At 58.7% G+C, this 21482-nt stretch carries 20 protein-coding genes; 2 read left to right on the top strand and 18 right to left on the bottom strand.

The annotated features are described in order from the left end of the window. Positions 1-33 precede the first annotated feature (33 nt). The 11 genes from modA to ACFKSJ_RS06590 form a co-directional block, all read right to left on the bottom strand. On the bottom strand, positions 34-897 hold the full coding sequence (gene modA / locus ACFKSJ_RS06640) for a molybdate ABC transporter substrate-binding protein (RefSeq protein ID WP_440949024.1): 864 nt from the start codon (positions 895-897) through the stop codon (positions 34-36). 143 nt (positions 898-1040) lie between these two features. After that, positions 1041-1682 (bottom strand): Fe-only nitrogenase accessory AnfO family protein, encoded by a 642-nt coding sequence (locus ACFKSJ_RS06635; RefSeq protein WP_440949023.1) that lies wholly within the window; start codon positions 1680-1682, stop codon positions 1041-1043. 14 nt (positions 1683-1696) lie between these two features. Further along, positions 1697-2005, bottom strand: coding sequence for a 2Fe-2S ferredoxin (locus ACFKSJ_RS06630; protein ID WP_440949022.1), 309 nt, complete (start codon positions 2003-2005; stop codon positions 1697-1699). A 1-nt stretch (position 2006) separates the two neighbouring features. Further along, positions 2007-3377, bottom strand: a complete 1371-nt coding sequence (locus ACFKSJ_RS06625; protein ID WP_440949021.1) for a nitrogenase component 1 — start codon at positions 3375-3377, stop codon at positions 2007-2009. Continuing rightward, the gene (gene nifE / locus ACFKSJ_RS06620; RefSeq protein WP_440949020.1) at positions 3370-4764 is read right to left on the bottom strand and encodes a nitrogenase iron-molybdenum cofactor biosynthesis protein NifE; all 1395 of its coding nucleotides are present in this window, start codon (positions 4762-4764) and stop codon (positions 3370-3372) included. Before nifE ends, ACFKSJ_RS06625 begins: the two co-directional genes overlap by 8 nt. Positions 4765-4796: 32 nt before the next feature. After that, entirely contained in the window at positions 4797-6164 is a 1368-nt protein-coding gene (gene nifK, locus ACFKSJ_RS06615; RefSeq protein ID WP_440949019.1) for a nitrogenase molybdenum-iron protein subunit beta, read from the bottom strand. Next, complete coding sequence (gene nifD / locus ACFKSJ_RS06610; RefSeq protein ID WP_440949018.1) at positions 6157-7782, bottom strand: nitrogenase molybdenum-iron protein alpha chain; 1626 nt, start codon at positions 7780-7782, stop codon at positions 6157-6159. The genes nifK and nifD overlap by 8 nt, the downstream gene beginning before the upstream one ends. 17 nt (positions 7783-7799) lie before the next feature. Beyond that, entirely contained in the window at positions 7800-8219 is a 420-nt protein-coding gene (locus ACFKSJ_RS06605; RefSeq protein WP_440949017.1) for a P-II family nitrogen regulator, read from the bottom strand. 10 nt (positions 8220-8229) lie between these two features. Further along, complete coding sequence (locus ACFKSJ_RS06600; protein WP_440949016.1) at positions 8230-8556, bottom strand: P-II family nitrogen regulator; 327 nt, start codon at positions 8554-8556, stop codon at positions 8230-8232. A 17-nt stretch (positions 8557-8573) separates the two neighbouring features. Continuing rightward, positions 8574-9404, bottom strand: a complete 831-nt coding sequence (nifH, locus tag ACFKSJ_RS06595) for a nitrogenase iron protein (RefSeq protein ID WP_440949015.1) — start codon at positions 9402-9404, stop codon at positions 8574-8576. 587 nt (positions 9405-9991) lie between these two features. Beyond that, a complete protein-coding gene (locus ACFKSJ_RS06590; RefSeq protein ID WP_440949014.1) occupies positions 9992-10378 on the bottom strand; it encodes a hypothetical protein in 387 nt (128 codons plus the stop codon). A gap of 112 nt (positions 10379-10490) precedes the next feature. On the opposite strand from ACFKSJ_RS06590, the gene ACFKSJ_RS06585 reads away from it, so the two are divergent. Further along, positions 10491-11003, top strand: coding sequence for a hypothetical protein (locus ACFKSJ_RS06585; protein WP_440949013.1), 513 nt, complete (start codon positions 10491-10493; stop codon positions 11001-11003). Between the two features lie 360 nt (positions 11004-11363). On the opposite strand, the gene ACFKSJ_RS06580 is transcribed toward ACFKSJ_RS06585, so the two are convergent. Beyond that, positions 11364-12794, bottom strand: a complete 1431-nt coding sequence (locus ACFKSJ_RS06580; protein WP_440949012.1) for an aldehyde dehydrogenase family protein — start codon at positions 12792-12794, stop codon at positions 11364-11366. 98 nt (positions 12795-12892) lie between these two features. Continuing rightward, positions 12893-14125: an adenosylhomocysteinase gene (locus tag ACFKSJ_RS06575; protein WP_440949011.1), complete on the bottom strand. Its 1233-nt coding sequence runs from the start codon at positions 14123-14125 to the stop codon at positions 12893-12895. Between the two features lie 134 nt (positions 14126-14259). On the opposite strand from ACFKSJ_RS06575, the gene hisF reads away from it, so the two are divergent. Then, positions 14260-15066 (top strand): imidazole glycerol phosphate synthase subunit HisF, encoded by an 807-nt coding sequence (gene hisF / locus ACFKSJ_RS06570; protein ID WP_440949010.1) that lies wholly within the window; start codon positions 14260-14262, stop codon positions 15064-15066. Here hisF and pheT read toward each other — a convergent pair. From pheT to ACFKSJ_RS06545, 5 genes are read right to left on the bottom strand one after another with little or no spacing between them, the layout of a single operon-like run. Next, positions 15023-16663 carry a phenylalanine--tRNA ligase subunit beta gene (gene pheT, locus ACFKSJ_RS06565; RefSeq protein WP_440949009.1) on the bottom strand — a complete coding sequence of 547 codons (1641 nt, stop codon included), beginning with the start codon at positions 16661-16663 and terminating at the stop codon, positions 15023-15025. The genes hisF and pheT overlap by 44 nt on opposite strands. A 4-nt stretch (positions 16664-16667) precedes the next feature. Further along, positions 16668-18152 carry a phenylalanine--tRNA ligase subunit alpha gene (gene pheS, locus ACFKSJ_RS06560; RefSeq protein WP_440949008.1) on the bottom strand — a complete coding sequence of 495 codons (1485 nt, stop codon included), beginning with the start codon at positions 18150-18152 and terminating at the stop codon, positions 16668-16670. Positions 18153-18154: 2 nt separating this feature from the next. Continuing rightward, the gene (locus ACFKSJ_RS06555) at positions 18155-19408 is read right to left on the bottom strand and encodes a tryptophan--tRNA ligase (RefSeq protein WP_440951411.1); all 1254 of its coding nucleotides are present in this window, start codon (positions 19406-19408) and stop codon (positions 18155-18157) included. 11 nt (positions 19409-19419) lie between these two features. Next, the gene (gene endA / locus ACFKSJ_RS06550; RefSeq protein WP_440949007.1) at positions 19420-20466 is read right to left on the bottom strand and encodes a tRNA-intron lyase; all 1047 of its coding nucleotides are present in this window, start codon (positions 20464-20466) and stop codon (positions 19420-19422) included. A 34-nt stretch (positions 20467-20500) separates the two neighbouring features. After that, a complete protein-coding gene (locus tag ACFKSJ_RS06545; RefSeq protein ID WP_440949006.1) occupies positions 20501-21286 on the bottom strand; it encodes a response regulator in 786 nt (261 codons plus the stop codon). Between the last annotated feature and the right edge of the window lie 196 nt (positions 21287-21482).

The raw sequence follows: 21482 nt of genomic DNA, 5'->3' as shown, positions 1-21482 counted from the left end.
TCCCTCCTCTGGCCTCTCTTTTGTTGTTAACCTCTATACTGCTGCAAAACCATACGATTCGAAGGCTGCTGCCCCTTCTGGCGACGTGATGTATGCCAGGAAGGCCGCTGCCTGCTGTTGCCGGCTGGACTCCTTCAGGATGCCGGCTGGATAGGTGGCGATCACGTTGACATCGTCTTGGATTGGGATCAGCCTGATCGTCTGCCGGTCGTTCCTCGTGAGGTCGGAGGCGTACGCAATCCCGGCATCTGCTTCACCCAGCGTCAGTTTTGAGGTGACATAGGTGACGGCGGTCTCCATCGAGATCGCATTTTTAAGCACGGCGCTGCCGAACGCGGAGCCGTAGGTACTGTTTTTGGCGGTATTGTTCAGCATCTGCCGGGTATACCTCCCAAACGGCACCTCTTCGGTCCCGAGCACCAGCCGAACCCCTGGTCGTGCCAGGTCGGTGAGCCCCTCGATCTTACCCGGGTTCTCCGCCGGCACCAGGATGGCGAGTTTGTTTCTGGTCACCACGGTAACAGAACTGTTCTCGATGAACCCGGCCCCTTTCAGGAGGTCCATCTGTTTGGTGTCTGCAGAGATGAAGAGATCCTGGTTGGCGCCCTCTTTGATCTGGGTGGCCAGGGCCTGGGAACCGTCGAAGTTCAGGACGATCTTCGTGCCTGGATTCGCGGCCTCATACCAGGATGCCAGTTCGGTCAGCACGCCGGTCAGGGATGCTGCAGCAGCGACCTTCAATTCTGATGAGGCATTTTCGGATGATGATGTAGTGTTCTTCATCTGTACTGTACTGATATTCTCGGTCGATGTTGACGTGTTGATGCACCCTGCAGAAAAGAGCAGACCAATGATCAGGACCCCGCAGACCAGGAGGCTTAATGATGGAAGTTTCATTGAATTCTCTCCTTATGGTGGAATCTATCGAAAATATTCCCGGGGATGGGTACATTCACTGCCGGCATCCCCTTGCACTGACCTGTCGATTGAATTGATGGTGGTGAATGCACCATCCGGGTTGTTGGAACCTTTCTGTCACTTCAGCAGCAACCACCAGCCTGGTCCCTGATCAATCGTGCACGGACCTCATTCTTTCCGAGTTGTTCTCTCTCGAGGGTGAACCCTCTTCGATCGGCTTCAATCTCGATCCATGGGGGGACATGATCGCAGATAATCTCCAGAGAAGCGAACTCCTTCTGGCGGATGAACTGCTGAAGTACCTGCTTGCTGGTGATCTCCGGGGTCTTCACCTGGATATCCTTGATCGAGATGCTGAAGTGGCCGGGGATCAGTTCAACCGGGGTCGGAACCCCTGCCGGTACTGGTTCTGCTGCCGCCTCTGCCCGTTCTTCCTCCTCCTGTTCCCAGACATAATTCAGATATTCGTCAGGGGTTCCGGCGATCTCCCAGACCTGGCACCGCGCCTTCTCCAGTTCGAAGAAGAGCGCCCCGCTGGCTGATTGTGCAACAAAGATCCTGCATTCCTGCAGGAACGTGAGGAGGTCCGCCATCTTCTCCCGCATCTCCCGCAGGCTTTTGCACTGATCTGGGGCGAACTCCATCTCCCGGTCTCTCTCCCATATCCCCAGCCTCCGGCGAAAGATAACCACCCTTCCCGGTTCACCTAAGGAGGTGGTGAGATCGTCCGTCCCCAGCATCGTCGCTATCTCATGAGCAATCATCGCTTCGGTCTCCTTCAGATTACCAGGCGGTCGACGATCGTACCGCCCTCGATATGTTCGTCGAGGATTTCGGCTACATCGTCGGGGGTCACCGACCCGTACCAGACATTGTCTGGGTACACCACGACGATCGGCCCTCTCTCACAGATCCCGAAACATCCGGTGTTGGTGATATAGACGTCGTTCCCCAGTTCCCGATCTTCGATCTCCTCCATGAATCTCATCATGACATCGACACCTTCCTTGGTGTGGCAGAATCCTTTCTGCTGGCCGGTGGGGCGGGAGCTTGTACAGATAAATATGTGGTGGACTGGTTTTTGCATGTCAGATACCTCCTCTGATCATCATCTCTTCCTTTCGCAGCTGGCGATAGGAACTGTACTTGGTCTCCAGCAGGGTGTTGGTGAACCGCTCCAGAAATGCCAGTGTCCCGGCATATCCGGCGGAGAGGATCCGCTGGCCTCCGACCCGGTCATGGATCGGAAATCCCACCCTGACGATGGGGATCATCTGTCGTTCGGTCAGGGATCTGCCCCCTGAATGGCCGATGGCGATATTCCCCCCCTTCTCCCGGGCTGCCTCTCCGATGGAGGCGAAGTCCGCCTCTTCGAGCAGCACCGGCTCTTCATCGGCGTCTGCCAGCAGGGGCCTGAGCACCTCTGCCAGCCGGCTGGTATGGGTCCCGCTGGCGATGACCGCCGGGGTGGCCCCGTTCTCCATGCAAAGGCTGGTACAGGCATAGACCAGTTCCGGCTCGCCGTAGATGACCGGGCGCCCGTCTGCATTGTATTTATGGGAGTCAGCCATCCCATCGAGGAGCCACCCCCTTTCGAGGGTCAGGGTCTCGGGCAGCGGTCGGCCGCTCAATCTCTGCAGGGTCTCCATCAACCGGTCGGTGTTCTGGAGGCCGATCGGGAGCGGCAGGTTGATCAGCGGGACACCGTACTGCTGCTGCAGGTACAGCCCTGGCGACAGATCATCCGGGCAGGTCTCTCCGAACTGCACGGTGGCCCGTGCCCCGGGCATCGCAGCGATCTCCTCTGTACTGGTGCCGCCTGGCGGGATCTTCTGGTACCGTCCCCCGTAGGGGCGGTCCAGGGTCATGGAGTAGTCGGGCACCAGCGTGTACTCGAGCCCCATCAGGTCGAAGATCCGCTTGATCTCGCGGATATCCGCCGGACTGATATGGGGGATGATCACATTGATCCGCTGGTGCGCCTCGGTCGGCCTGGCATAGAATGCGATGATATCCCTCGTCGCCGCCCAGAACCCCTCGGTGTGGCTTCCACTATAACTCGGCGTGGCCACCGGGATGATGTCGACCCCTTTGACACCCCGTTCCCTGGTGTAAGTCTCGATCATTCGGGTGAGGTCCTCACCCATCGTCTCGGCAAGGCAGGTGGTCACGAGGCCGAGCACTTTTGGTTCATAGACCCGGATCACGTTGTCCAAGGCCTTCTTCAGGTTTTTCTCCCCGCCGTAGATGGTCTGTTTTTCATTCAGAGCCGATGACGCGACATCGATCGGTTCGTTGTAATGTTCGACGTTTGCGAGCCGCATGTAGGTGCTGCAGCCCTGTGAGCCATGCACCAGCACCATCGCCCCTTCGATCCCTTTGAAGGCGACGACGCCCCCGAGGGGCATGCACATCTGGCACTGGTTCTCGTTCACCTCTTTTGCCCGTGTTTCACTCATCGGTCATGCCCCCTGGAAGGGTCTGTTTCAGGTGCTTCCAGACCGGGGAGCAGGTGGTGACGTACACCTCCCGCGCAAACCTGGCGGATCCTTCGAAGCCGGCCAGGCAGTCCTTCCGGTCGTGGTTGTGGTCGACGAAGCCGATGCCCAGTTTGAAGGCGAGCATCCGTTCTTTCACCCCGCCGGCCATCATGTCGACCTGTTTCTCGAGCAGGAACTTCTCCAGTTCTGCCGGATTGGCGTCGTCGATGATGACCGTCCCTTCGTTCACCATGCCCCGGATCCGATCGTACTCCTCCGGTTTGCCCGTCTGCGTCCCGGTGAAGACCACCTCCATCCCCAGTTCCTGCAACTGGCGGATGATGGCCACCGCTTTGAAGGCGCCGCCCACATAGATGGCCGCACGTTTCCCGGTAAGTTTCTCACGGTATTTCTGGAGTGTGGGCTGGATATTTTTCATCTCCCGCTCGATCAGGGCTTCGGTCCGGCGCATGATCTCCTCGTCCTCATAGAATTCGGCGATCTTTCTGAGGCTCTCTGCCGTGTTCTCTGCACCGAAGAAGTTCACATCGATGTAGGGGGTGCCGAACGTCCGTTCCAGGTTGGTGGCCACCCAGTGCATGGACCCGGTGCACTGCACAATATTCAGGCACGCGCCAGGCGCCTGCTTCAGGGCGGCTACCGTTGAATCGCCGGTGAAGGCCACGTTCATCTCGATCCCGATCTCCCGGAGGTACCGCTCAACGACCCATTTCTCCCCGCCCAGGTTGTACTCCCCCAGGAAGTTCAGTTTCCGGGTCATCGGGACGGTCTCTCCACCTTTTGGGGTGATCAGTTTCATCAGTGCCTCGGCCGCAGCCCGGTAGCCTATCACCTTGTTCCCTGACATAAACCCGGTGGACTCCACCGGGATTACATCGATCTGGTGCCGCTCCGTGGCCGCCTTGCAGACGGCAATGATGTCATCGCCGATCATCCCGACCACGCAGGTCGAGTAGACGAACACTGCCGGAGGATGATATTTGGTGACGACCTCATCGATACATGCGGCGAGCTTCTTCTCCCCGCCAAAGACCACGTCCGTCTCTTTGAGGTCGGTGGAGAAACTGTTTCGATACAGTTCCGAACCGCTGGAGAGGCTTCCGCGGATATCCATGGTGTAGGTGGCACAGCCGATCGGACCGTGGACGAGGTGGATTACGTCTGTCACCGGGTTCAACACCACGCGTGCCCCACAAAAGACGCAGGCCCGCTGGCTGACTGAGCCGGCCAGGCTGTCGTCAGAGCAGTGGATGCTGCTCTTGTTTCTTCCGGAGGTTATGATCGATCGCTGTCGTTCATCGATACCTGCACAGGACCCACTGTCCAGTACACTTGTCTCTTCCATATGCCATCATCCTCCGATTCAAGCGGTTTCGCTTACAATACCAGTTCGTAGTCCTCGTCAAGGCAGTCGCGGTCCCGCCGATCGAGGAGCGCGTTGCTGATCATCTCGATCAGCCGGAGGGCCCCCCGGTAGCCGACGATCGGCATCAGGGGCTGCACCGCCCGGTCGAGGATCGGGAATCCGACCCTGACCAGGGGGATATCCTCGGCCCGTGCGATGTACTTGCCGTAGGTGGTCCCGATCAGCAGGTCCACCGGTTCGTCTCTGATCCATTGATGCAGTTCGAAGAGATCGCCCTCGGCCCTGACATGGCTCTCTTTGATGCCGGCCTCTTCGAGCATCTGCCGGATCTCGGTCTCGAACCGTTTGCCCGGGGTACCGGTCAGCACATGGACCGGGATCATACCCATCGTCAGCAGGAACTCGGCCAGTGGGATCACGATGTCCGGATCCCCGAAGACGGCGACCTTCTTTCCCTGGTAGTGGAAGTTGGTGTCGATGAGAGTGTCGACCACCTGCCCCCGTTCGAGGGTCAGGGACTGCGGAACCTCCACGTCAAATCCATTCTTTATGGCCATGATCAGGTCGTCGGTCGCCTTGATACCGATCGGCACCTTCAGGGGGACGCCGGGAACGCTGCATTTCTCCTGCAGGAGGTTGCCGGCCGCGTCGGAGGACCAGGACCCGAGGGCCAGGGTCAGTTTTGAGTTTCCTGAATCGCGGATCGATTCGATGGTGGCTCCTCCCTCCGGGTACATCGCGTACCTGTTTGTCAGCGGCGAATCGAGCACCCCGGTGGTGTCCGGATACAGGATCAGCGGGACGCCGAGTGCTCCGACGATCCGTTTGATCTCCCGCATGTCGCCGGGATTGACGAATCCGGGCAGGATGTTCACCTGCTCCTTCTTCGCCGTTCCATCCGATTCCGCAAGGTAAGCGACGATCGCTCTGCACATGTTTGAGAACCCGGTGATGTGGGATCCCACGTAACTGGGCGTGTTGGCATGGATGACGATCTTCCCCTCCGGTACCTCAGCCTGCTTGATAATGCTGGGGATGTCGTCGCCGATCGTCTCCGAGAGGCATGTGGTGTGGACGGCCATGATGTCGGGGTTGTAGATCTCAAAGACATTCTTAATCGATGTCTTGAGGTTGGCCGCACCGCCGAAGACCGAGGCCCCTTCGGTGAAGGAGCTGGACGAGGCCATCACCGGTTCACGGAAGTGGCGGGTGAGGTGCATCCGGTGGTAGGCGCAGCACCCCTGCGAGCCGTGGCTGTGGGGCAGGCAGCCGTGTATGCCTAATGAGGCATACATGGCTCCGAGTGGCTGACAGGTCTTGGCCGGGTTTATCTTTCCTATCGTATGCTCCGCCGGTTCTTTGGGGATACATTCAAGCATTGCTATCACTCCTTCTTCTGTTCGTGTCTTCCCACGGGGGTGTGACCAGTTTCCAGGCCGGGGTCACCAGCGCGTTCGCCACATCCTCAGCGAAGATCAGGGATCCATTGAAGCCCGCATAGGGGCCGCTGTAGTCATACGAGTGCATCTGTTTCGCTGGGATGCCCATCTTGTGGACGATGTACTTGTCCCGGACCCCCGAGAAGAAGAGGTCGGGATGGATCATCCTGATCAGTTCTTCGACTTCGTGATGGTTGGCGTCGTCCAGGATCACCTCTCCGTTCTTCATCTCCGGGATCATCCCCGTGTAATTGCTGAATGCAATCCTGCTGGAGATCTCTTCGTACTTCTCCTTTGACATCTTCAGGTGGACATGCGCCTCCTGGTAGAGTTCCTCGTCCGGGGTCAGGTGCAGTTCCGGGATGTTCTTGGAGTCGGCGTCGCTCTTGATGGTCGGGATCACCTGCCGGCCCTCGTAGTCGTCGCGGTGGGCGAACTCGTAGCCTGCGACCACCACGTCCATGCCCAGGTCACGGAGGAGGGCCTGGTAGTGATGGCTCCGGGATCCTCCGACAAAGACGAATGCAGTCTTCCCCTGGCAGATCTTTTTGTACTGCTCCAGTACCGGGGTCACCCGGGCAAGTTCCCTGGCGATGATTATCTCAGTCCGCTCGATCAGTTCTTGATTGCCGAAGCACTGGGCTATCTCTCTGAGGGAGGCGATGGTGGCGGTGACCCCGATGAAGTTAACCTTCAACCACGGGATGCCGTACTTCGTCTCCATCATCTCGGCGATGTAGTTGATCGAGCGGTGGCACTGGACCAGGTTCAGGTCGGCCTTGTGCAGATTCCTGATCTTCTCATAACTGGCATCCCCTGTCATGATGCAGTTCAGGGTGTAGCCGATATCCGCAAGGATCCGTTCCAGTTCCCATCCATCTCCGCCGATATTGTACTCTCCAAGGATGTTGATCACGTACTCGTCCGGGTTCTTTTCGGTGGTTCCCTTTCCGATCACATGCTCCATCAGGTTGTTGTTCGCTATGTGGTGTCCGGCCGATTGGCTGACACCCTTGTACCCCTCGCAGTTGAACGAGAGCACCTGGATGCCGTGCCGCTCTTCCGCCGCCCTGGCGACCGCATTGATATCATCCCCGATCAGGCCGACCGGGCAGGTGGCGCAGATCGAGACCGCCTGCGGATGGAAGATCTCCACGACCTCGTCTATCATCTTGGCCAGTTTTTTATCCCCGCCGAAGACGATGTCGCTCTCCTGCATGTCGGTGGTGAAGCAGAGTGGTGAGAAGATCTTCTCCGGTGGCGTTGCATCATCAGCCCTCGCTTTGTTCCGGCGGGTCCCCCAGGCGTAATACGAGCAGCCGACCGGACCGTGGACGATATGGACCATGTCCTTGATCGGTCCGATCACCACACCTTTGCAGCCGGCATAGGCACAGCCACGCTGCGAGATGATGCCCGGGATCGTCCGGGTGTTCGCCTCGATCTGCTGACAGGTCTCGGCCGAGTTCTTCTGGACGAGATGCTTCTTCCGGTTCTTCTTGACCTTGTCCGGGTAGTGGCTGAGCAGTTCCTCCATCTGTTCCTCAGTTATTGCCATTATCACACACTCCTCGTTTACCAGATGGCCGCGTCGCCCGATTCACCGGTCCGAACACGTACCGCGTCGTCCACAGGCAGCACCAGGATTATCCCGTCGCCCACCTTCCGTTCAGTAATATTGACCCTGGTGATGGCCTCCACGATCCTGGGCACGTCTTCGTCGTGCGCCAGGATGGTGAAGAGTCGGCGGGGGAAGAACCGCGAGTCGTCCAGAAAACTGGTGACCTCCTGCTCTGCCTCTTCCACTTCATTGATGTCGTCGATGGCCATGGCCAGCAGTTTCTCCTTGCACGGTTTGATCACCGTGGTGTCCTCGACCAGCTTGCCCCGTCCGAGTACCTTGAGGGCGGTGAAGCCGGCGACCCCGGTCTCCACCAGGGCTCTCTTGGTGACACCGGTCTTCTTCATCCGCACGATAGCCATAATCTCTTTCATGTGCAGTCTCCTACAGGCCCTGACTGCCTTTTGATATTGTGTAGACCTCTTCAACGGGGCTGACAAAGATCTTGCCATCGCCATATGCTCCCTTGTCACTGGTCTTGGCTGTCCTCAGGATCACACCGATCACCTGGTCCTTCTCCTCGTCCGGAACGGCCATCAATATCATCGTCTTTGGGATCTCATCATAGACGATCCCCCCGATCTTGATCCCCTTCTGTTTACCACGACCTACGACATCCACGACGGTCGCGGCATGGAATCCTGCTGATGATAATTCACCCAGCACCTCGTCTTTCTTCTCGGGTCGTACAATCGCTCTGATCAGTAACATGCTTCTTTCACCTATCCTCACACCAGTGCGTCCAGGAATCCGTGCTGCATCATCAGTTCTTCCAGCCGGTCCTGTGTCATCGGTTTTGGGACGACGAACATCCTGTTCTCGTCGATGGCTTTGGCCAACTGTCTGTACTCCTCTGCCTGGTTGGACTCGGGATCGAAGTCGATTACGGTCTTCTTGTTGATCTCGGCCCGCTGCACCAGGTTGTCCCGCGGGACAAAGTAGATCAGCTGGGATCCGAGTTCTTCGGCGAAGGCCTTGAGGAGGGGATACTCGTTGTCGACCTTGCGGCTGTTGCAGATGATCCCTCCCAGCCTGACCTTGCCTGATATAGCGTACTTCTGGATCCCCTTGGCGATGTTGTTGGCCGCATACAGTGCCATCAACTCCCCGGAGGCGACGATATAGATCTCCTCTGCCTTACCCTCCCGGATCGGCATCGCGAACCCGCCGCAGACGACATCCCCGAGCACATCGTAGAAGACATAATCCAGATCGTCGGTATATGCCCCGAGTGACTCCAGCAGGTTGATCGATGTAATGATTCCCCGGCCGGCACATCCCACGCCAGGCTCTGGACCGCCTGATTCAACACAGAGGGTGTCTCGGTATCCGGGCTTGAGGATCTCGTCCAGTTCGATGTCATCTCCTTCGTCCCGCAGGGTGTCCAGCACCGTCTTCTGACAGAGTCCGTGGAGCAGAAGTCTGGTGGAATCAGCTTTCGGGTCGCATCCGACCACCATGATCTTCTTCCCCTGCTCTGCCAGTGCCGCGACGGTGTTCTGGGTTGTGGTCGATTTTCCGATTCCGCCTTTTCCATATATTGCTACCTGTCTTTTCATGATAATCTCCTCATCTCACCTGTGGGTCTTCATCGTCCTGTGGATTTTTTCCAGACCATTCGGTCCTCGCCTTTGTTCTTCTCCTCATTTTTGGCAGATCTCCAGGTTATGGTGCGACGATGTGGTCGCATCTGATCATATCCCACTCCCGGTTCGGGACCACGGATCTGTTGCACCAGATCTCAGGGGGCCTTTTGATTCCCCCACTTTGTATCCGGCACTGTGGCCAGGGTCTGTCCGCCCGGAAGCCTGGTTAAGCCGGCTGCTGTGTCAGGTTTGACGGGACTGACGTTACTGCCGGAGATCTCCGATGCTGCTCTTCCTGTAACTTCGTATCTTCTTCACCTCGGTCTCCACCTTCATGGTGTGAATAAAAGATATGATGTTTTGTTATAAATATTTGATGGAATAACGCTTCTTTCTACTATATTTAAATATTACTATTGTCATCCGGATATTCTCCATTTTTAATGATTTAACGGTAAAATTCGGCTCCGTTCGATGGGGTAGGATCGATTCAGTGCATCTCAAATTCTGATACACTGGAGAAAAATTGGTTACATCTACACAGAACTGGTCCGCAATTTTCAGTCCTGCTGGAGGTCGACCACCGGGACCGCTTCTGCCATCTGCCTCAGCACTTTCATCCCCCTGGTCACGATCAGGGTATAAGTCCCGTCTTTTGCTTCGTCGCCATCGATTTCAACTCCGAACCTGGCCAGGGCCCGGGCAACCACCTCCGCCGTCTTCCAATCGGCATACGTCCCCGTCAGTTGCCTGAGCACTGCAAGGTTTAAAGCCCCCACCCATTCGCGGGGCGTCAGATCCCACTCAATACAGTCGAGCAGGCTCGCCTCATTCATGAGATATCGAAATGTTCCGTCATTGAGTAACTCAAGCCCTTCGAGCAGTTCGTCTGTACTGTTCTGGTCTGCGCATGCCTCTGCGAACTCCTGCATCGTCTGTTCACTCACTTGATCATCTCCCACATACTGCCGGCTCTCATACACACTCTCTTCTCATCCACTAATCCTTTTTGATCAGGTGAGCCGGGAACCTTTATCATATCTCCTTCCCCAAATAATGGTGATACCCATGAAGACGAGCTTGATGGTGATGATCGCTCTTACTGCGATGGTGCTGGTCGTATCGCCGGCCGCCGCTTTTGAGACGACATCACTCGATATATCCGTGGGTCAGTCTGGTGGAGCCGTGGTTACTCTCGGTTATCACCTGACGCCTCTTGAGATGACAGCTGTCTATCTCCATCTTATTGAACCGTCCACTGAACTTGCTGCTGCACTCTCCGCTTTCAGTTCGAGAGGTGTTGAGGTCCGTTCAGTCTCAGTCGATCAGGCAGTGGTAAACTTGGACACCTATGCTGAGACCAGTGTAGAGGGGCAGGGCATCAGTTATGCAACCCCCAGACTTGATTTCGCAAGGGCAGATGCATATCTGCAGAACACCTGGTTTGCAGGGTTTATCTATCCCGATATCTCTCCATCGATCACAACGACTCGGTTCCCTGATGGATTTGTCGAGACCGCTGCTGATCAGCCGGTGATACCGTCGTACTCCCATACGGTTCCGGTCGTCTGAGCTGATCTGAGGGGTTTTGTCCTCTCCTCAATTCAAGGTTTTTTCCACCTCTTTTATGGGTGCTGAAAGAGAAAAAAGAGTCTCTTGAGGGTTGCCTTTTGTGTCGTTTTTTCTCTGGGTTCGAGACGGTTTCGTTCCGCTCTTTGAGAGCCCTCCTGACCCGAAACTCCGGCAGGCTATGAATGTAGAGAGAACGTCATTATCAATCCCAGCGCTCCAATTTATGAAGGCTTCTTGAGGAATATCTCTGACTCCTAACTCGCCCTAGATCCTCGCAACAGTTCCAAGATGATCCAGAGATCTCCAAGAGGTGATCAATAAAATGAGGAATTCTGAACCGAGGGGAGGTGTCTGAGCTGGTCAGAGTCTGACCAGGACCGTCTTCGCCTCGGTGTAGGCGTCGAGTGACTGCATCCCGTTCTCCCGGCCGACCCCGCTCTCCTTCACACCCCCGAAAGGCACCTCCGGCGGGATCTTCAGATGCTGGTTCACCCAGACGATTCCTGCCTTCAGCCCGCCGACCGCCACCCTGATCGTCTTTGGGTCGCTGGTCCAGACCGAGGCCCCCAGCCCATACCGTGTGCTGTTGGCGGCAGTAATCGCCTCGTTCAGATCCTTCACCCGGACGATCGGGAGCACCGGCCCAAAGATCTCCTCCCGAAGCAGTACCGAGTCCGGGGCGACATCGGTCACCAGGGTCGGGGTATAGAAGTTCCCCCGCAGGTACTCGTCCCCCTGTGGCAGCTCCCCGCCGGCGATCACCCGACCTTCCTCCCGGTCCACTACCTGCCTGACGACCGAGCGGATCGACTCCCGCCCCTGCATACTGGAGAGCGGCCCCATCTTCACCTCGGGTTTCATCCCGTCACCGACGGTGATCTGGCCGACCTTCTCTGTGATCTGCTCGATCACCTGGTCTGCGACCGCGTCGACGACATAGAGCCGTTTCACCGCGGTGCAGATCTGTCCGGCATTGTAGAACCTGCCGGCGACCGCCCCGGCGACTGCCTTTGGGATATCGGCGTCCCCGCAGATGATCATCGGATCGCTCCCCCCGAGTTCGAGGGTCAGCCTTTTGAGGTCATGGGCCGCCAGCGTCATGATCCGCTTGCCGGTCTGGGTCGAACCGGTGAACGAGACCTTCCTGATCTGCTTTGAACGGACGATCTCCTCCCCCACCTCGTCGCCTGAACCGGTCACCACATTCAGGACGCCGTTGGGGAGCCCGGCATCGTGCAGGGCCGCAGCCATCATCAGGGGGGTCAGCGGGGTCGCTGTGGCCGGCTTGAGCACGACCGTGTTCCCGGTCAGCAGTGCAGGCCCGACCTTCCAGGCCATCAGCAGCGCCGGCATGTTCCAGGGCAGGATCGCCCCGCAGACACCAATAGGCTCCCGCAGCACCGTCGCCTCTGACCCGTCCTCGAGGCGTTGAATGGTGGCCAGAGGATTGGACGAGAGGCCGGCATAATACTCAAAGACCCGGGCAGAACCCCGGACCTCATCGATCGCCTCACGCTGCGGCTTCCCCTGCTCGGCGGTCAGGATGATCGCGATCTCCTCGGCCTGCTCCCGGATCCTGGCCGCAGCCCTGGCGAGGATCTGCCCGCGATGATGGGAGGAGGTGCCGCTCCAGCGGGAGAGCGCCTCCTCTGCGGCATCGGCCGCCCGCTTCACATCATCCCGAACACCGAGCGGGACCGGACCGACCGCTTCGCCGTTCGCTGGATTCTTTACGGTATAGGTCCTGTCTGAGAGCGAGCCGACCCATTCTCCATTGATCACCATCTTCATGCAGATCACCCGAAATGTACTCTACTGTTCCGCTGATCTTTAGAAATGTGCCGGTTTAAAAAAGGTATGTGATTCCCCGGTTACCGGGGATCTCCGGATCAGGTGCCGGCGTCCCAGCTCGAGAGATAGGTCTTCTGCTCGTCGCTGAGCGTATCGATTGTTATCCCGAGTGAGGCCAGTTTCAGGTCGGCGACCTGTACATCGATCGCCTCCGGCACCTCGTAGACTCCGCCGGCGAGTTCTCTGCCGTGCTCGGTGATATATTGTGCACAGAGGGCCTGAAGGGCGAACGAGAGGTCCATCACTTCGGCCGGATGACCCATCCCTTTCGGTGTCGCAAGGTTCACGAGCCTGCCTTCAGCAAGGACATGCACCCGCTTTCCGGCCAGCAGGTAGGTGTTGATCCCGTCGCGGCTCTCCTTCCCTGCTGCATGCGACTCGAGCCAGTCGATGTCGATCTCCACATTGAAATGGCCGGCGTTGGAGAGGATCGCTCCGTCCTTCATCAGGCCAAAGTGGCGGCTGTTGATCACATGCGAGTTCCCTGAAGTCGTGACGAAGATGTCGCCGAGGCGTGCGGCCTCCTCCATTGACATCACCAAAAACCCGTCCATATGCGCTTCAAGCGCCTTCCTCGGGTCCACCTCGGTGACGATCACCTTCGCACCGAGACCGTGCGCCTTGCGTGCAAGCCCGCGTCCGCAGAACCCGTAGCCTGCCACGACCAGGTACTTGCCGGCGATCAGCACATTGGTGGTGATCATCACGGACGAGAGGACACTCTCGCCGGTTCCGTGGACATTGTCGAAGTGGTGCTTCATCGGAGTGTCGTTGACCGCGACCACCGGGAACTCCAGTTTTCCCTCTGCAGCCATCGCACGCAGCCGGTGGATCCCGGTCGTCGTCTCCTCGCATCCGCCGATCACCGTGCTGAGCAGTTCTCTCCGCTTGGTATGGAGGTAGTGGATCAGGTCCATCCCATCGTCGATGGTGACCGACGGCTTCGCGTCAAGGACCTGATCGATCGCTGCGTAATACTCCTCGACCGTGCATCCCCGCTTTGCAAAGCAGTGGACATGCGGCACCCTGTTCAGCGCCTCGGCGACATCGTCCTGGGTGCTGAGCGGGTTGCAGCCGGTGATATAGACCTCTGCACCGCCCGCGGCCAGGGTCATGACCAGGTTGGCGGTCTTGGCCTCGACATGCAGGGCCATCCCGATGGTGACCCCGTTAAAGGGCTGCTCCTTCTCAAACTGTTCCCTGATGCGCGAGAGGACCGGCATGAACTGCCCGGCCCATTCGATCTTCAAAGTCCCTGAATCCTTCTCCATGCTGATATCCCGACCCGAATCTGCTGCCGAAAGGCCATCTCTGGTCCTGCAGCGGACGTGGTCATCTCCTGATAGGTTGGCCGTATAATTACTTAATCCATAACTCTGATATGGCTCCCCTCTCATCTGTATATATGGTTCTGACCAAACGGATCATCCCCTGCCTCGACCTCAAGGACGGGAGAGTGGTGAAAGGGACACACTTTGTCGATCTCCGGGACGCTGGCGACCCGGTGGAGCTGGCCGAACGTTACAACGAACAGGGGGCCGACGAGGTGGTCTTTCTGGACATCACCGCCTCGAAGGAGCAGCGGGGTGCGATCCTCTCGGTGATCAGCCGGGCCGCGGACCAGCTCTTCCTTCCGCTGACGGTCGGCGGCGGGATCCGGACGATCGATGACATCCATCAGCTCCTTCGGGCCGGCGCCGATAAGGTCAGCATCAACACCAGTGCGATCAAAGATCCCTCTCTGATCAGCGAAGGGGCCATCCGGTTCGGCAACCAGTGCATCGTCGTCGCGGTGGACGTCAGGCGGTCCGCCGCAGAGAACCCCGAGGCGACGGTGATTCATCTCCCGGACGGCACGACCTGCTGGTATGAAGTGGTGATCTACGGCGGTTCGACCCCGACCGGGATCGATGCGGTCAGGTGGGTAAAGGAGGCAGAAGAGCGGGGCGCCGGCGAGATCCTGCTGACCAGCATGGAGACCGACGGCACCAAAAACGGATTTGACCTGGCCATCACGGCCGCCGTCTCCGACGCGGTCTCGATACCGGTCATCGCCAGCGGCGGGGTCGGAACCCTCGCAGACTTTTATGATGGGGTGACCGCAGGCAAGGCCGACGCCTGCCTGGCGGCCAGTGTCTTTCACTATGGTGAGTTCACGGTCCGGGACGTCAAGACCTATCTCGCCGGTCGCGGTGTGCCCGTACGGCTCTGAGGTCCAGTTCGACGGCTGCGATCGGGTGATCGAGTTCGAACCCGAGGATCACCCTCGGGCTGATCTCACCAAAGACCCCGACTGGGTTTCCGTCGACAATGATCTCCCCTCTTCTTCCATCGATGAAGGCCGGGTCTGTTGACTCTGCCGTGGTGTAGGGGAGTCCGAGATCCCTGCAGAGGGCGTCTGCGACCGCGTAGGCCTCGCTGAAATCAGCGGCTCCATGACAGGAGACTGCCGCCGCCTTCTGGTGGGTGCTGATCCCCTCGACGACATCGCCGGTGCAGAAGACCTTCTGCGGCAGCTCCCGGTACCGGTTCATCTGGAGCAGTTCGAGGAGCAGCGGCAGCAGGTCTGTCCTGACGATTGTCTGGTCCTCGGTGATCGGGTGGAGCAGGTGGAGGGCCGCCGGCGATCGCTCGCGCTGCATCAGATCGAAGGTCACCGTCTCGCTGGTCAGGGTGAACGGCATCACCTCGTGATACCCGAGCCCGGTCATGATCTCCCGGACGGCGCCGCCGATCACCGAGACCTGGCTCTGCTCCCCGATCGTCGACGTCTCCGGCAGAGTTGCATCGAAGTTTTCGTACCCGTACCCGATCGCGACATCCTCAAAGATGTCCCAGTCGTGCATGATGTCAGCCCGGTAGCAGGGGACCTCGACCCTGACCCGGTCTGCCCCCTCAGGCGTCGCCCCAAAGCGCATCTTCTCGAGCAGGGCGGCCGTATCCGGGGCGGTCAGGGAGAGGCCGAGCAGCCTGTTCCCCTCCTCCACTGAGACGGTCCTGATAGTGGGTGTAAGATCCGGAGACTCCACCCCGTCGATCGTCACGCTCTCGATCGTTCCGCCGGCCTCGACGAGGGCGGCACAGACGATCTTCACGGCCACATCGACGGCCTTTCTGTCGGTACCGGTGGTGTCGAGCAGGATGTTCTTCGTCTCCGTGGTAACCCTCGTGAGGTCTCCGTTGATGATCGGCGGGAACGAACAGACCCGGTTCTCTGCGTCGACGATCAGCGGATAGAGCGGATGGTCTCTGACCAGGTGGGCAAAGGCCCTCCCCTTGGGGTGCTCGTCGAGCATCTGCTCCATCGTCATCGGTTCTGTGAAGTCGAGGGGCACAAAGGTCCGGCTCTTCTCTGCGGCGCAGTACCTGAACGGCGGGGTGATCCTGTCCAAGTCGTGCAGCCCGATCGCCACTTTCTTTCTGCCGCGTCCGACGGCCCAGTGAAGCGCCTCCTGCAGCCCCATCAGGCTCTGGATCGCCTCCTCCGAGAGGGAGAGCCCTCTGATAACCGCCGAACCGAGGAACGGCCTGATCTCTTTGAGGGCCGGGTCGATGGTGAACGAGACGCCGGAGGGCTTCACCTCGTAGGTGACCGGTCCGGTCTCGATCCCGAGGAATCCTCTCATCGCCCTGGCGACCCCTTCTGTGGAGAAGAGGTCCGGTCGGTCCGGGAAGAACTCGACGTCTGCGTGGTCGTCCTCGATCCGTTCGATATCTGAACCTATCATCGGCAGCCGGTCAAGGATCGTCTCCTTGTCCGTGCCGACGAGGGCTGTCAGGTAGGTGTAGGGTAGGGTGATAATCGTCATCTGGTCACCGCCTCGTGGACGATACGGCGTCCGCAGAGAGGATCGGGGCGTCCCGGATCCAGTCGATGTCGCTTCGGTAGAGCATCCGGAGATCTTTGAGCCCCAGTTTCAGCATCGCAACCCGGGAGACGCCGAGCCCCCATGCGAGCACCGGTGTCTTCACGCCCCAGGGCTCGGTCACCTCCTGCCGGAAGATCCCGGCTCCGCCGATCTCCACCCAGCCGAGGCCGTCGACATAGACCTCGGGCTCGACGCTCGGCTCGGTGTACGGGAAGTACGCCGGCCTGAACCTCACATCGGCGAAGCCCATCTTCAGGTAGAACTCCTTGAGGAAGCCGAGCAGGTGCGAGAAGGTGACCTCTTTGTCCATCACGATCCCTTCGAGCTGTTCGAACTCGGGGGTGTGCGTCGGGTCGATCGCCTCGCGCCGGTAGACCCTGCTGATGCAGAAGGCCCTGACCGGCGGTTCCTGATGGGTGGCCAGGTACTGGATCGAGAGGCCGGTGGTATGCGTCCTGAGGACGCACTGCTCCGCCTTTTTGCCCGACCATACGCCGCCCCAGCCGCTGGAGGTGGTGTCGCCGCCATGCTCGTGCATCGCCTTCACCCGTTCGTACCCCTCGGGCAGGGTCGTCTGCTCGGCGAGGTAGAAGGTGTCCTGCATCTCCCTGGCCGGATGGTCCTGCGGCTGGAAGAGTGCGTCGAAGTTCCAGAAGGCGCTCTGGACCAGTTCCCCGCTGATCTCGGTGAACCCCATCTCCAGCAGGATCTGGCGCATCTCGTTGATCAGGCGCTGGTAGGGGTGGGCCTTCCCCGGGACGGCCCGCCGCGGAAGCCGGTCGATCCGGTACCGCCGCAGGTTCAGGTGCTCCCACTCCCCGGTCAGCAGGTGCTCGTGGGTGATCTGCCCGGTCTCCTCCCGGAGATCGAGCCCATCGCTGACCAGTGCCTCGCCTGCAGGGGTCAGCCTCATCGTCGTGACGGCATTCTCCTGGTCGACCACCAGCCCGCGCCGGATCAGGTCGTTCAGTCCCTCTCCTTCGGTCAGCGGCCCTTTCAGTGCCAGCTCGTCGACCCCTTCGGGTGCGTCCCCGGCCCTGCTGATCACCCCGTCCCGGATGGTGACCCAGCCCTTCTTCCGCATCCAGCCGATCCCGATCTTTGAGAGCGGGTGCTGTTTGAGGGTCGCCATATCGATCGAACCTTCGAAACTGTTCAGCAACTGCCGTTCTGGCAGGCCTGAACTGGCATAGACCTCCCCCTCTTCGTTCAGTGCGTAGGTGTGGGTGATCGTCCTGGTCATCGTGGCGAACCCGTTCTCCTCTGCGAGGTGGGCCCACTGGATCACCGCGTCGGTCGCGGTCTGCATCTCTTCGGCTACCGATTCGGCGGTCCTGTCCTGGTGACCGGCCAGCACGGCTAAGAGCCTCTTCTCGTTCTGGGTGACCCCTGCCGGCCCTCTCTTCTCTGCTGATGGTTCTCTCTCCATGGTTATACCTCTACCAGATGCTCGACCGCATCCATCCGTTCTGAAAAGTCCTTCAAGAATTCGCTGACTCTCGCGAAGGTCTCCTTCTTGCATGCCCCGCAGGTCAGTTCCCCCCCGCAGCAACGGTCCCTCAACTCCTGCAGTTCTCTGTCATCCTCGATCAGGTGGAAGAGGTTGAGGAGATAGATCGGGCAGCGGTCTGCCTCTCCACCCATCGCCTTCTGCTCCTCGAGGGTGGACCGTCCTCCAGTCAGCGCCCCCATCACCTTCTTCTTCACCGCCGCTTCCGGTTCATGGAATCCAAAGAGGCTCTCAGGGACCGATGAGGACATCTTCCCCCCCTGCAGTCCGGGCATGAACTGGTGATAGGTTGCCGACGGGGTGAAGAACCCGAAACCGCCGTGTTCGATCTCCACGATCCGGGCCCTTTCTTTCACCTCTGCGAGCGGAACTCCTCTGATATCGACATGCCCCTCATACTTTTTGGACCCTTTGTACGCCCGGTGCACGGCCTCCAGGGCGGCGGTCGGGGCGTTCTTGGACCTGACGCTGACATGATCGCCCCGGTCTTCGACGGTGAAGAACCTCAGTTTGCGGGCCACATCCCGTGTCAGTCTGATATGCGGATCCTGATCGATCCCGACCGGGACCACGGTCGGGGCCGGCGCCCCTTCGACCTGGGGATCGAGGATGTCGGCGACTTGGTTGATCACGCTCATGGCGTGGGCCAGGGCGGTCTCGGACCCGAAGCCGTAGATCGCTGAGAGATCCGAGAAGTTCACCCGGGTGGCCGCTTCAAAAGCCAGGTTCTTGAGCACCTCGTTTCGTGACTGGAAGTAGGTCCGCCCCTCAAACCCGAGCGCATAGAGGCATTGCAGGTATTCGCGCCCGTACCGGTTGCAGTCCTCCCAGGAGAGCCCCCGGACGGCGTGGGCTTCGCAGTCTGCGATCGTGATCGTTCCCTGGCCGCCCTGCTGAATGTGCCAGACCACCTCCTTCATCACCATCAGGTGGCCGAGGTGCGGATGGCCTGATGGCATGAACCCGGTCAGCACGTGAAACGGTCTTCTCTCTCTGATCGCTGTGGCGATCTGCCCGTAATCACGGTGACCGATCACGACACCCCGACGCATAAAGGCCGGGACTTCCGGGAGGTCGTGGAGGACCGGACCGATCGGTTCGATCCCGAACTCTTCAAACAGTTTTCTGGTATCGATAGACTGGCCGCTCGACCAGGGGTTGATGGATGGCTGCATGGATGGTACGCTCATAACTTGATTCGTCCGAATTCGATGTACTGAATTCCGGTAGTATGTACACATCCAAACAACATCTTCTTTTTGACACTATGGGCGAGCCTGACCGAACGCGATATCACGCTCATCGGCAGTGCAGTCCCCCTGGCGATGGCATGGATCAGCAGGTCTGAGTGGGACTTTCCACAGACATAGACCCGGAAGTGGTGGCCGAACTTGTACCCGGTCCGGGGGATATATCCGAGGTCACGGACCTGGTCATAGACCGCAGCCTTCTCTGTGGCCTCGGCATCGTCCGCCTGGAAGAGGCTGGTATACTCGTCGGCGGAGAGGACCTGCTCTCGGTGGTGCACATTCAGAATTCCTCTCTTCTGCAGGTAACCCGCCTCGACCAGCGAGAGCATCAACCGCTGATCGTCGAACCGTTTCCCGTACCCGGCCGCTTCGAACACTGAGCCGGCCCCCCCCGGGATCAGCACCGATCTGCCTGTGAGAAGACCCTCCACCGGTTCAAGGGTGGGCTGGGGCTGGTTCTCCTGCAGGGGCTGGAGTTTGATCTCATAGTAGGTCAGTTCCCCTTCATCGTCGACGACGGCCAGCACGTGCTGTTTCCGCATATTGATCGAGGCTGCAGCCTCGCTGATCAGTACCTCAAAGTCGATCAGATCCCGCTCTGAGAGGACCCTGACCATGTACTGCGAGGTGCCGACGCCCGGCCGCTGTCCCCGTCGGAAGACCCGGAAGTCATGCGGGCCTGTCTGGACTACATAGCCCCGTTCCCGGAGGTCCCGGTAGACGATAAAACTCCGGAAGAACAACTCCTGTTCTGAGAAGTATGAGAGCAGGCTCTCCAGATCATGGCCTTCAATGGTGATCTTGGACCGGTAAGCCAGGTACAACGCTTCCTGTGGGGCCAACCGCAACCCGTCCTTCTCAGGCCTTCCATAGCCGCTCTGCTCGTAGAGTACAAGCCCATCCATCCCGAGCCTCACCGAGGTCCCGTCGACGCTCCCCTTCACGAGGAACTTATTGGAGGGGCAGGTTTTAAAATAGTGCACACGCGACCGTCATCCAGAGGCCCCGTGCCCGCAATCAGGAGGTGAACAGTTTTCGCTCGCTCTGGGTGCGGGCATGGATCTTTACATAGACTGCGATAACGTCGTCCCTGCTGTCCCGGACAGGCCGTGCCGAGAGGGTGATATGTCTTTTCTTCTTGTCGTTGGTGATCATGGCCAGGTTGTTCTCGATCCCGATCACCATGCTCTCCTTCACCACCTCATAGATGGGATCCTCGATCGGCTGTCCAGTCCTGATGTCGATTAAAAAGAAGAGTTTGTTGATCGAGTGCATGATGGCCTGTCGGTAACTGACATTGATCAGCTGTTCGGCATACGGGTTCATGAAGAAGATCCTGCCCTTCATATCGGTCATGATGACGGCATCGAGTGCGGCCATCACACTCTTTACTCCCCCATCCTTGAGGTTCAGCACCCTCTTTCGCATCGAATGGTTGTACAGCGCGATCTCGATATTTGAATAGAGATCCCTGTCATTGAACGGCTTGCTGATGAACCCCATCGGCTCTGCCACCTTGGCCCGTTCGATCGTTTCGTCGTCATAACTGCCGGTCAGGAAGACGACCGGGATATTGAAGATGGTATTGATGTACCTGGCTGCATAGATCCCATCGATAACCCCCTTGAGGGTGATGTCCATCAGCACCAGGTCCGGCCCGAGATCTGCGGTCCTGTTCAGTGCCTCCTCTCCGCTCGTGACCTTGGCCACGATGGTGTAGTCCTTCTTCTGGAGCATCCGTTCGATCAGACTCGCAATGATCTCATCATCCTCGACGATCAGGATCTTCTTTGGGTTTGCCATGAATACAGAACTGCAGATTGATAGCAACTGCTCGCGTTCTTTCTCCAGTTATATATCTGTTTCTATAATTATTATAATCCTGCGGTTTCCTTCGAGGAACGTACAGAACGGGTAACCGGTTCTCTCTTCAGGATGTCCAGGCACTCCATCGAAAGACATGAGTACCCTGTCTCCCAACTATCTGACAACTACAGAC

Origin of the sequence: Methanosphaerula subterraneus (assembly GCF_052055875.1) — an archaeon.
GTDB classification, from domain to species: domain Archaea; phylum Halobacteriota; class Methanomicrobia; order Methanomicrobiales; family Methanospirillaceae; genus Methanosphaerula; species Methanosphaerula subterraneus.
Note: the sequence above shows the minus strand (reverse complement) of the source record. Positions and strands in the feature narration are given on the sequence as shown.

Excerpts from the sequence above, each read along its gene's own strand:
- pheT (WP_440949009.1), bottom strand. The coding sequence starts at position 16,663 with ATGACGATTATCACCCTACCCTACACCTACCTGACAGCCCTCGTCGGC.
- pheS (WP_440949008.1), bottom strand. The coding sequence starts at position 18,152 with ATGGAGAGAGAACCATCAGCAGAGAAGAGAGGGCCGGCAGGGGTCACC.
- ACFKSJ_RS06600 (WP_440949016.1), bottom strand. The coding sequence starts at position 8,556 with ATGTTACTGATCAGAGCGATTGTACGACCCGAGAAGAAAGACGAGGTG.
- ACFKSJ_RS06545 (WP_440949006.1), bottom strand. The coding sequence starts at position 21,286 with ATGGCAAACCCAAAGAAGATCCTGATCGTCGAGGATGATGAGATCATT.
- ACFKSJ_RS06580 (WP_440949012.1), bottom strand. The coding sequence starts at position 12,794 with ATGAAGATGGTGATCAATGGAGAATGGGTCGGCTCGCTCTCAGACAGG.
- ACFKSJ_RS06630 (WP_440949022.1), bottom strand. The coding sequence starts at position 2,005 with ATGCAAAAACCAGTCCACCACATATTTATCTGTACAAGCTCCCGCCCC.
- ACFKSJ_RS06555 (WP_440951411.1), bottom strand. The coding sequence starts at position 19,408 with ATGCAGCCATCCATCAACCCCTGGTCGAGCGGCCAGTCTATCGATACC.
- nifE (WP_440949020.1), bottom strand. The coding sequence starts at position 4,764 with ATGGAAGAGACAAGTGTACTGGACAGTGGGTCCTGTGCAGGTATCGAT.
- hisF (WP_440949010.1), top strand. The coding sequence starts at position 14,260 with ATGGTTCTGACCAAACGGATCATCCCCTGCCTCGACCTCAAGGACGGG.
- ACFKSJ_RS06625 (WP_440949021.1), bottom strand. The coding sequence starts at position 3,377 with ATGAGTGAAACACGGGCAAAAGAGGTGAACGAGAACCAGTGCCAGATG.
- nifH (WP_440949015.1), bottom strand. The coding sequence starts at position 9,404 with ATGAAAAGACAGGTAGCAATATATGGAAAAGGCGGAATCGGAAAATCG.
- ACFKSJ_RS06575 (WP_440949011.1), bottom strand. The coding sequence starts at position 14,125 with ATGGAGAAGGATTCAGGGACTTTGAAGATCGAATGGGCCGGGCAGTTC.
- nifD (WP_440949018.1), bottom strand. The coding sequence starts at position 7,782 with ATGGCAATAACTGAGGAACAGATGGAGGAACTGCTCAGCCACTACCCG.
- ACFKSJ_RS06605 (WP_440949017.1), bottom strand. The coding sequence starts at position 8,219 with ATGAAAGAGATTATGGCTATCGTGCGGATGAAGAAGACCGGTGTCACC.
- ACFKSJ_RS06635 (WP_440949023.1), bottom strand. The coding sequence starts at position 1,682 with ATGATTGCTCATGAGATAGCGACGATGCTGGGGACGGACGATCTCACC.
- nifK (WP_440949019.1), bottom strand. The coding sequence starts at position 6,164 with ATGCTTGAATGTATCCCCAAAGAACCGGCGGAGCATACGATAGGAAAG.
- modA (WP_440949024.1), bottom strand. The coding sequence starts at position 897 with ATGAAACTTCCATCATTAAGCCTCCTGGTCTGCGGGGTCCTGATCATT.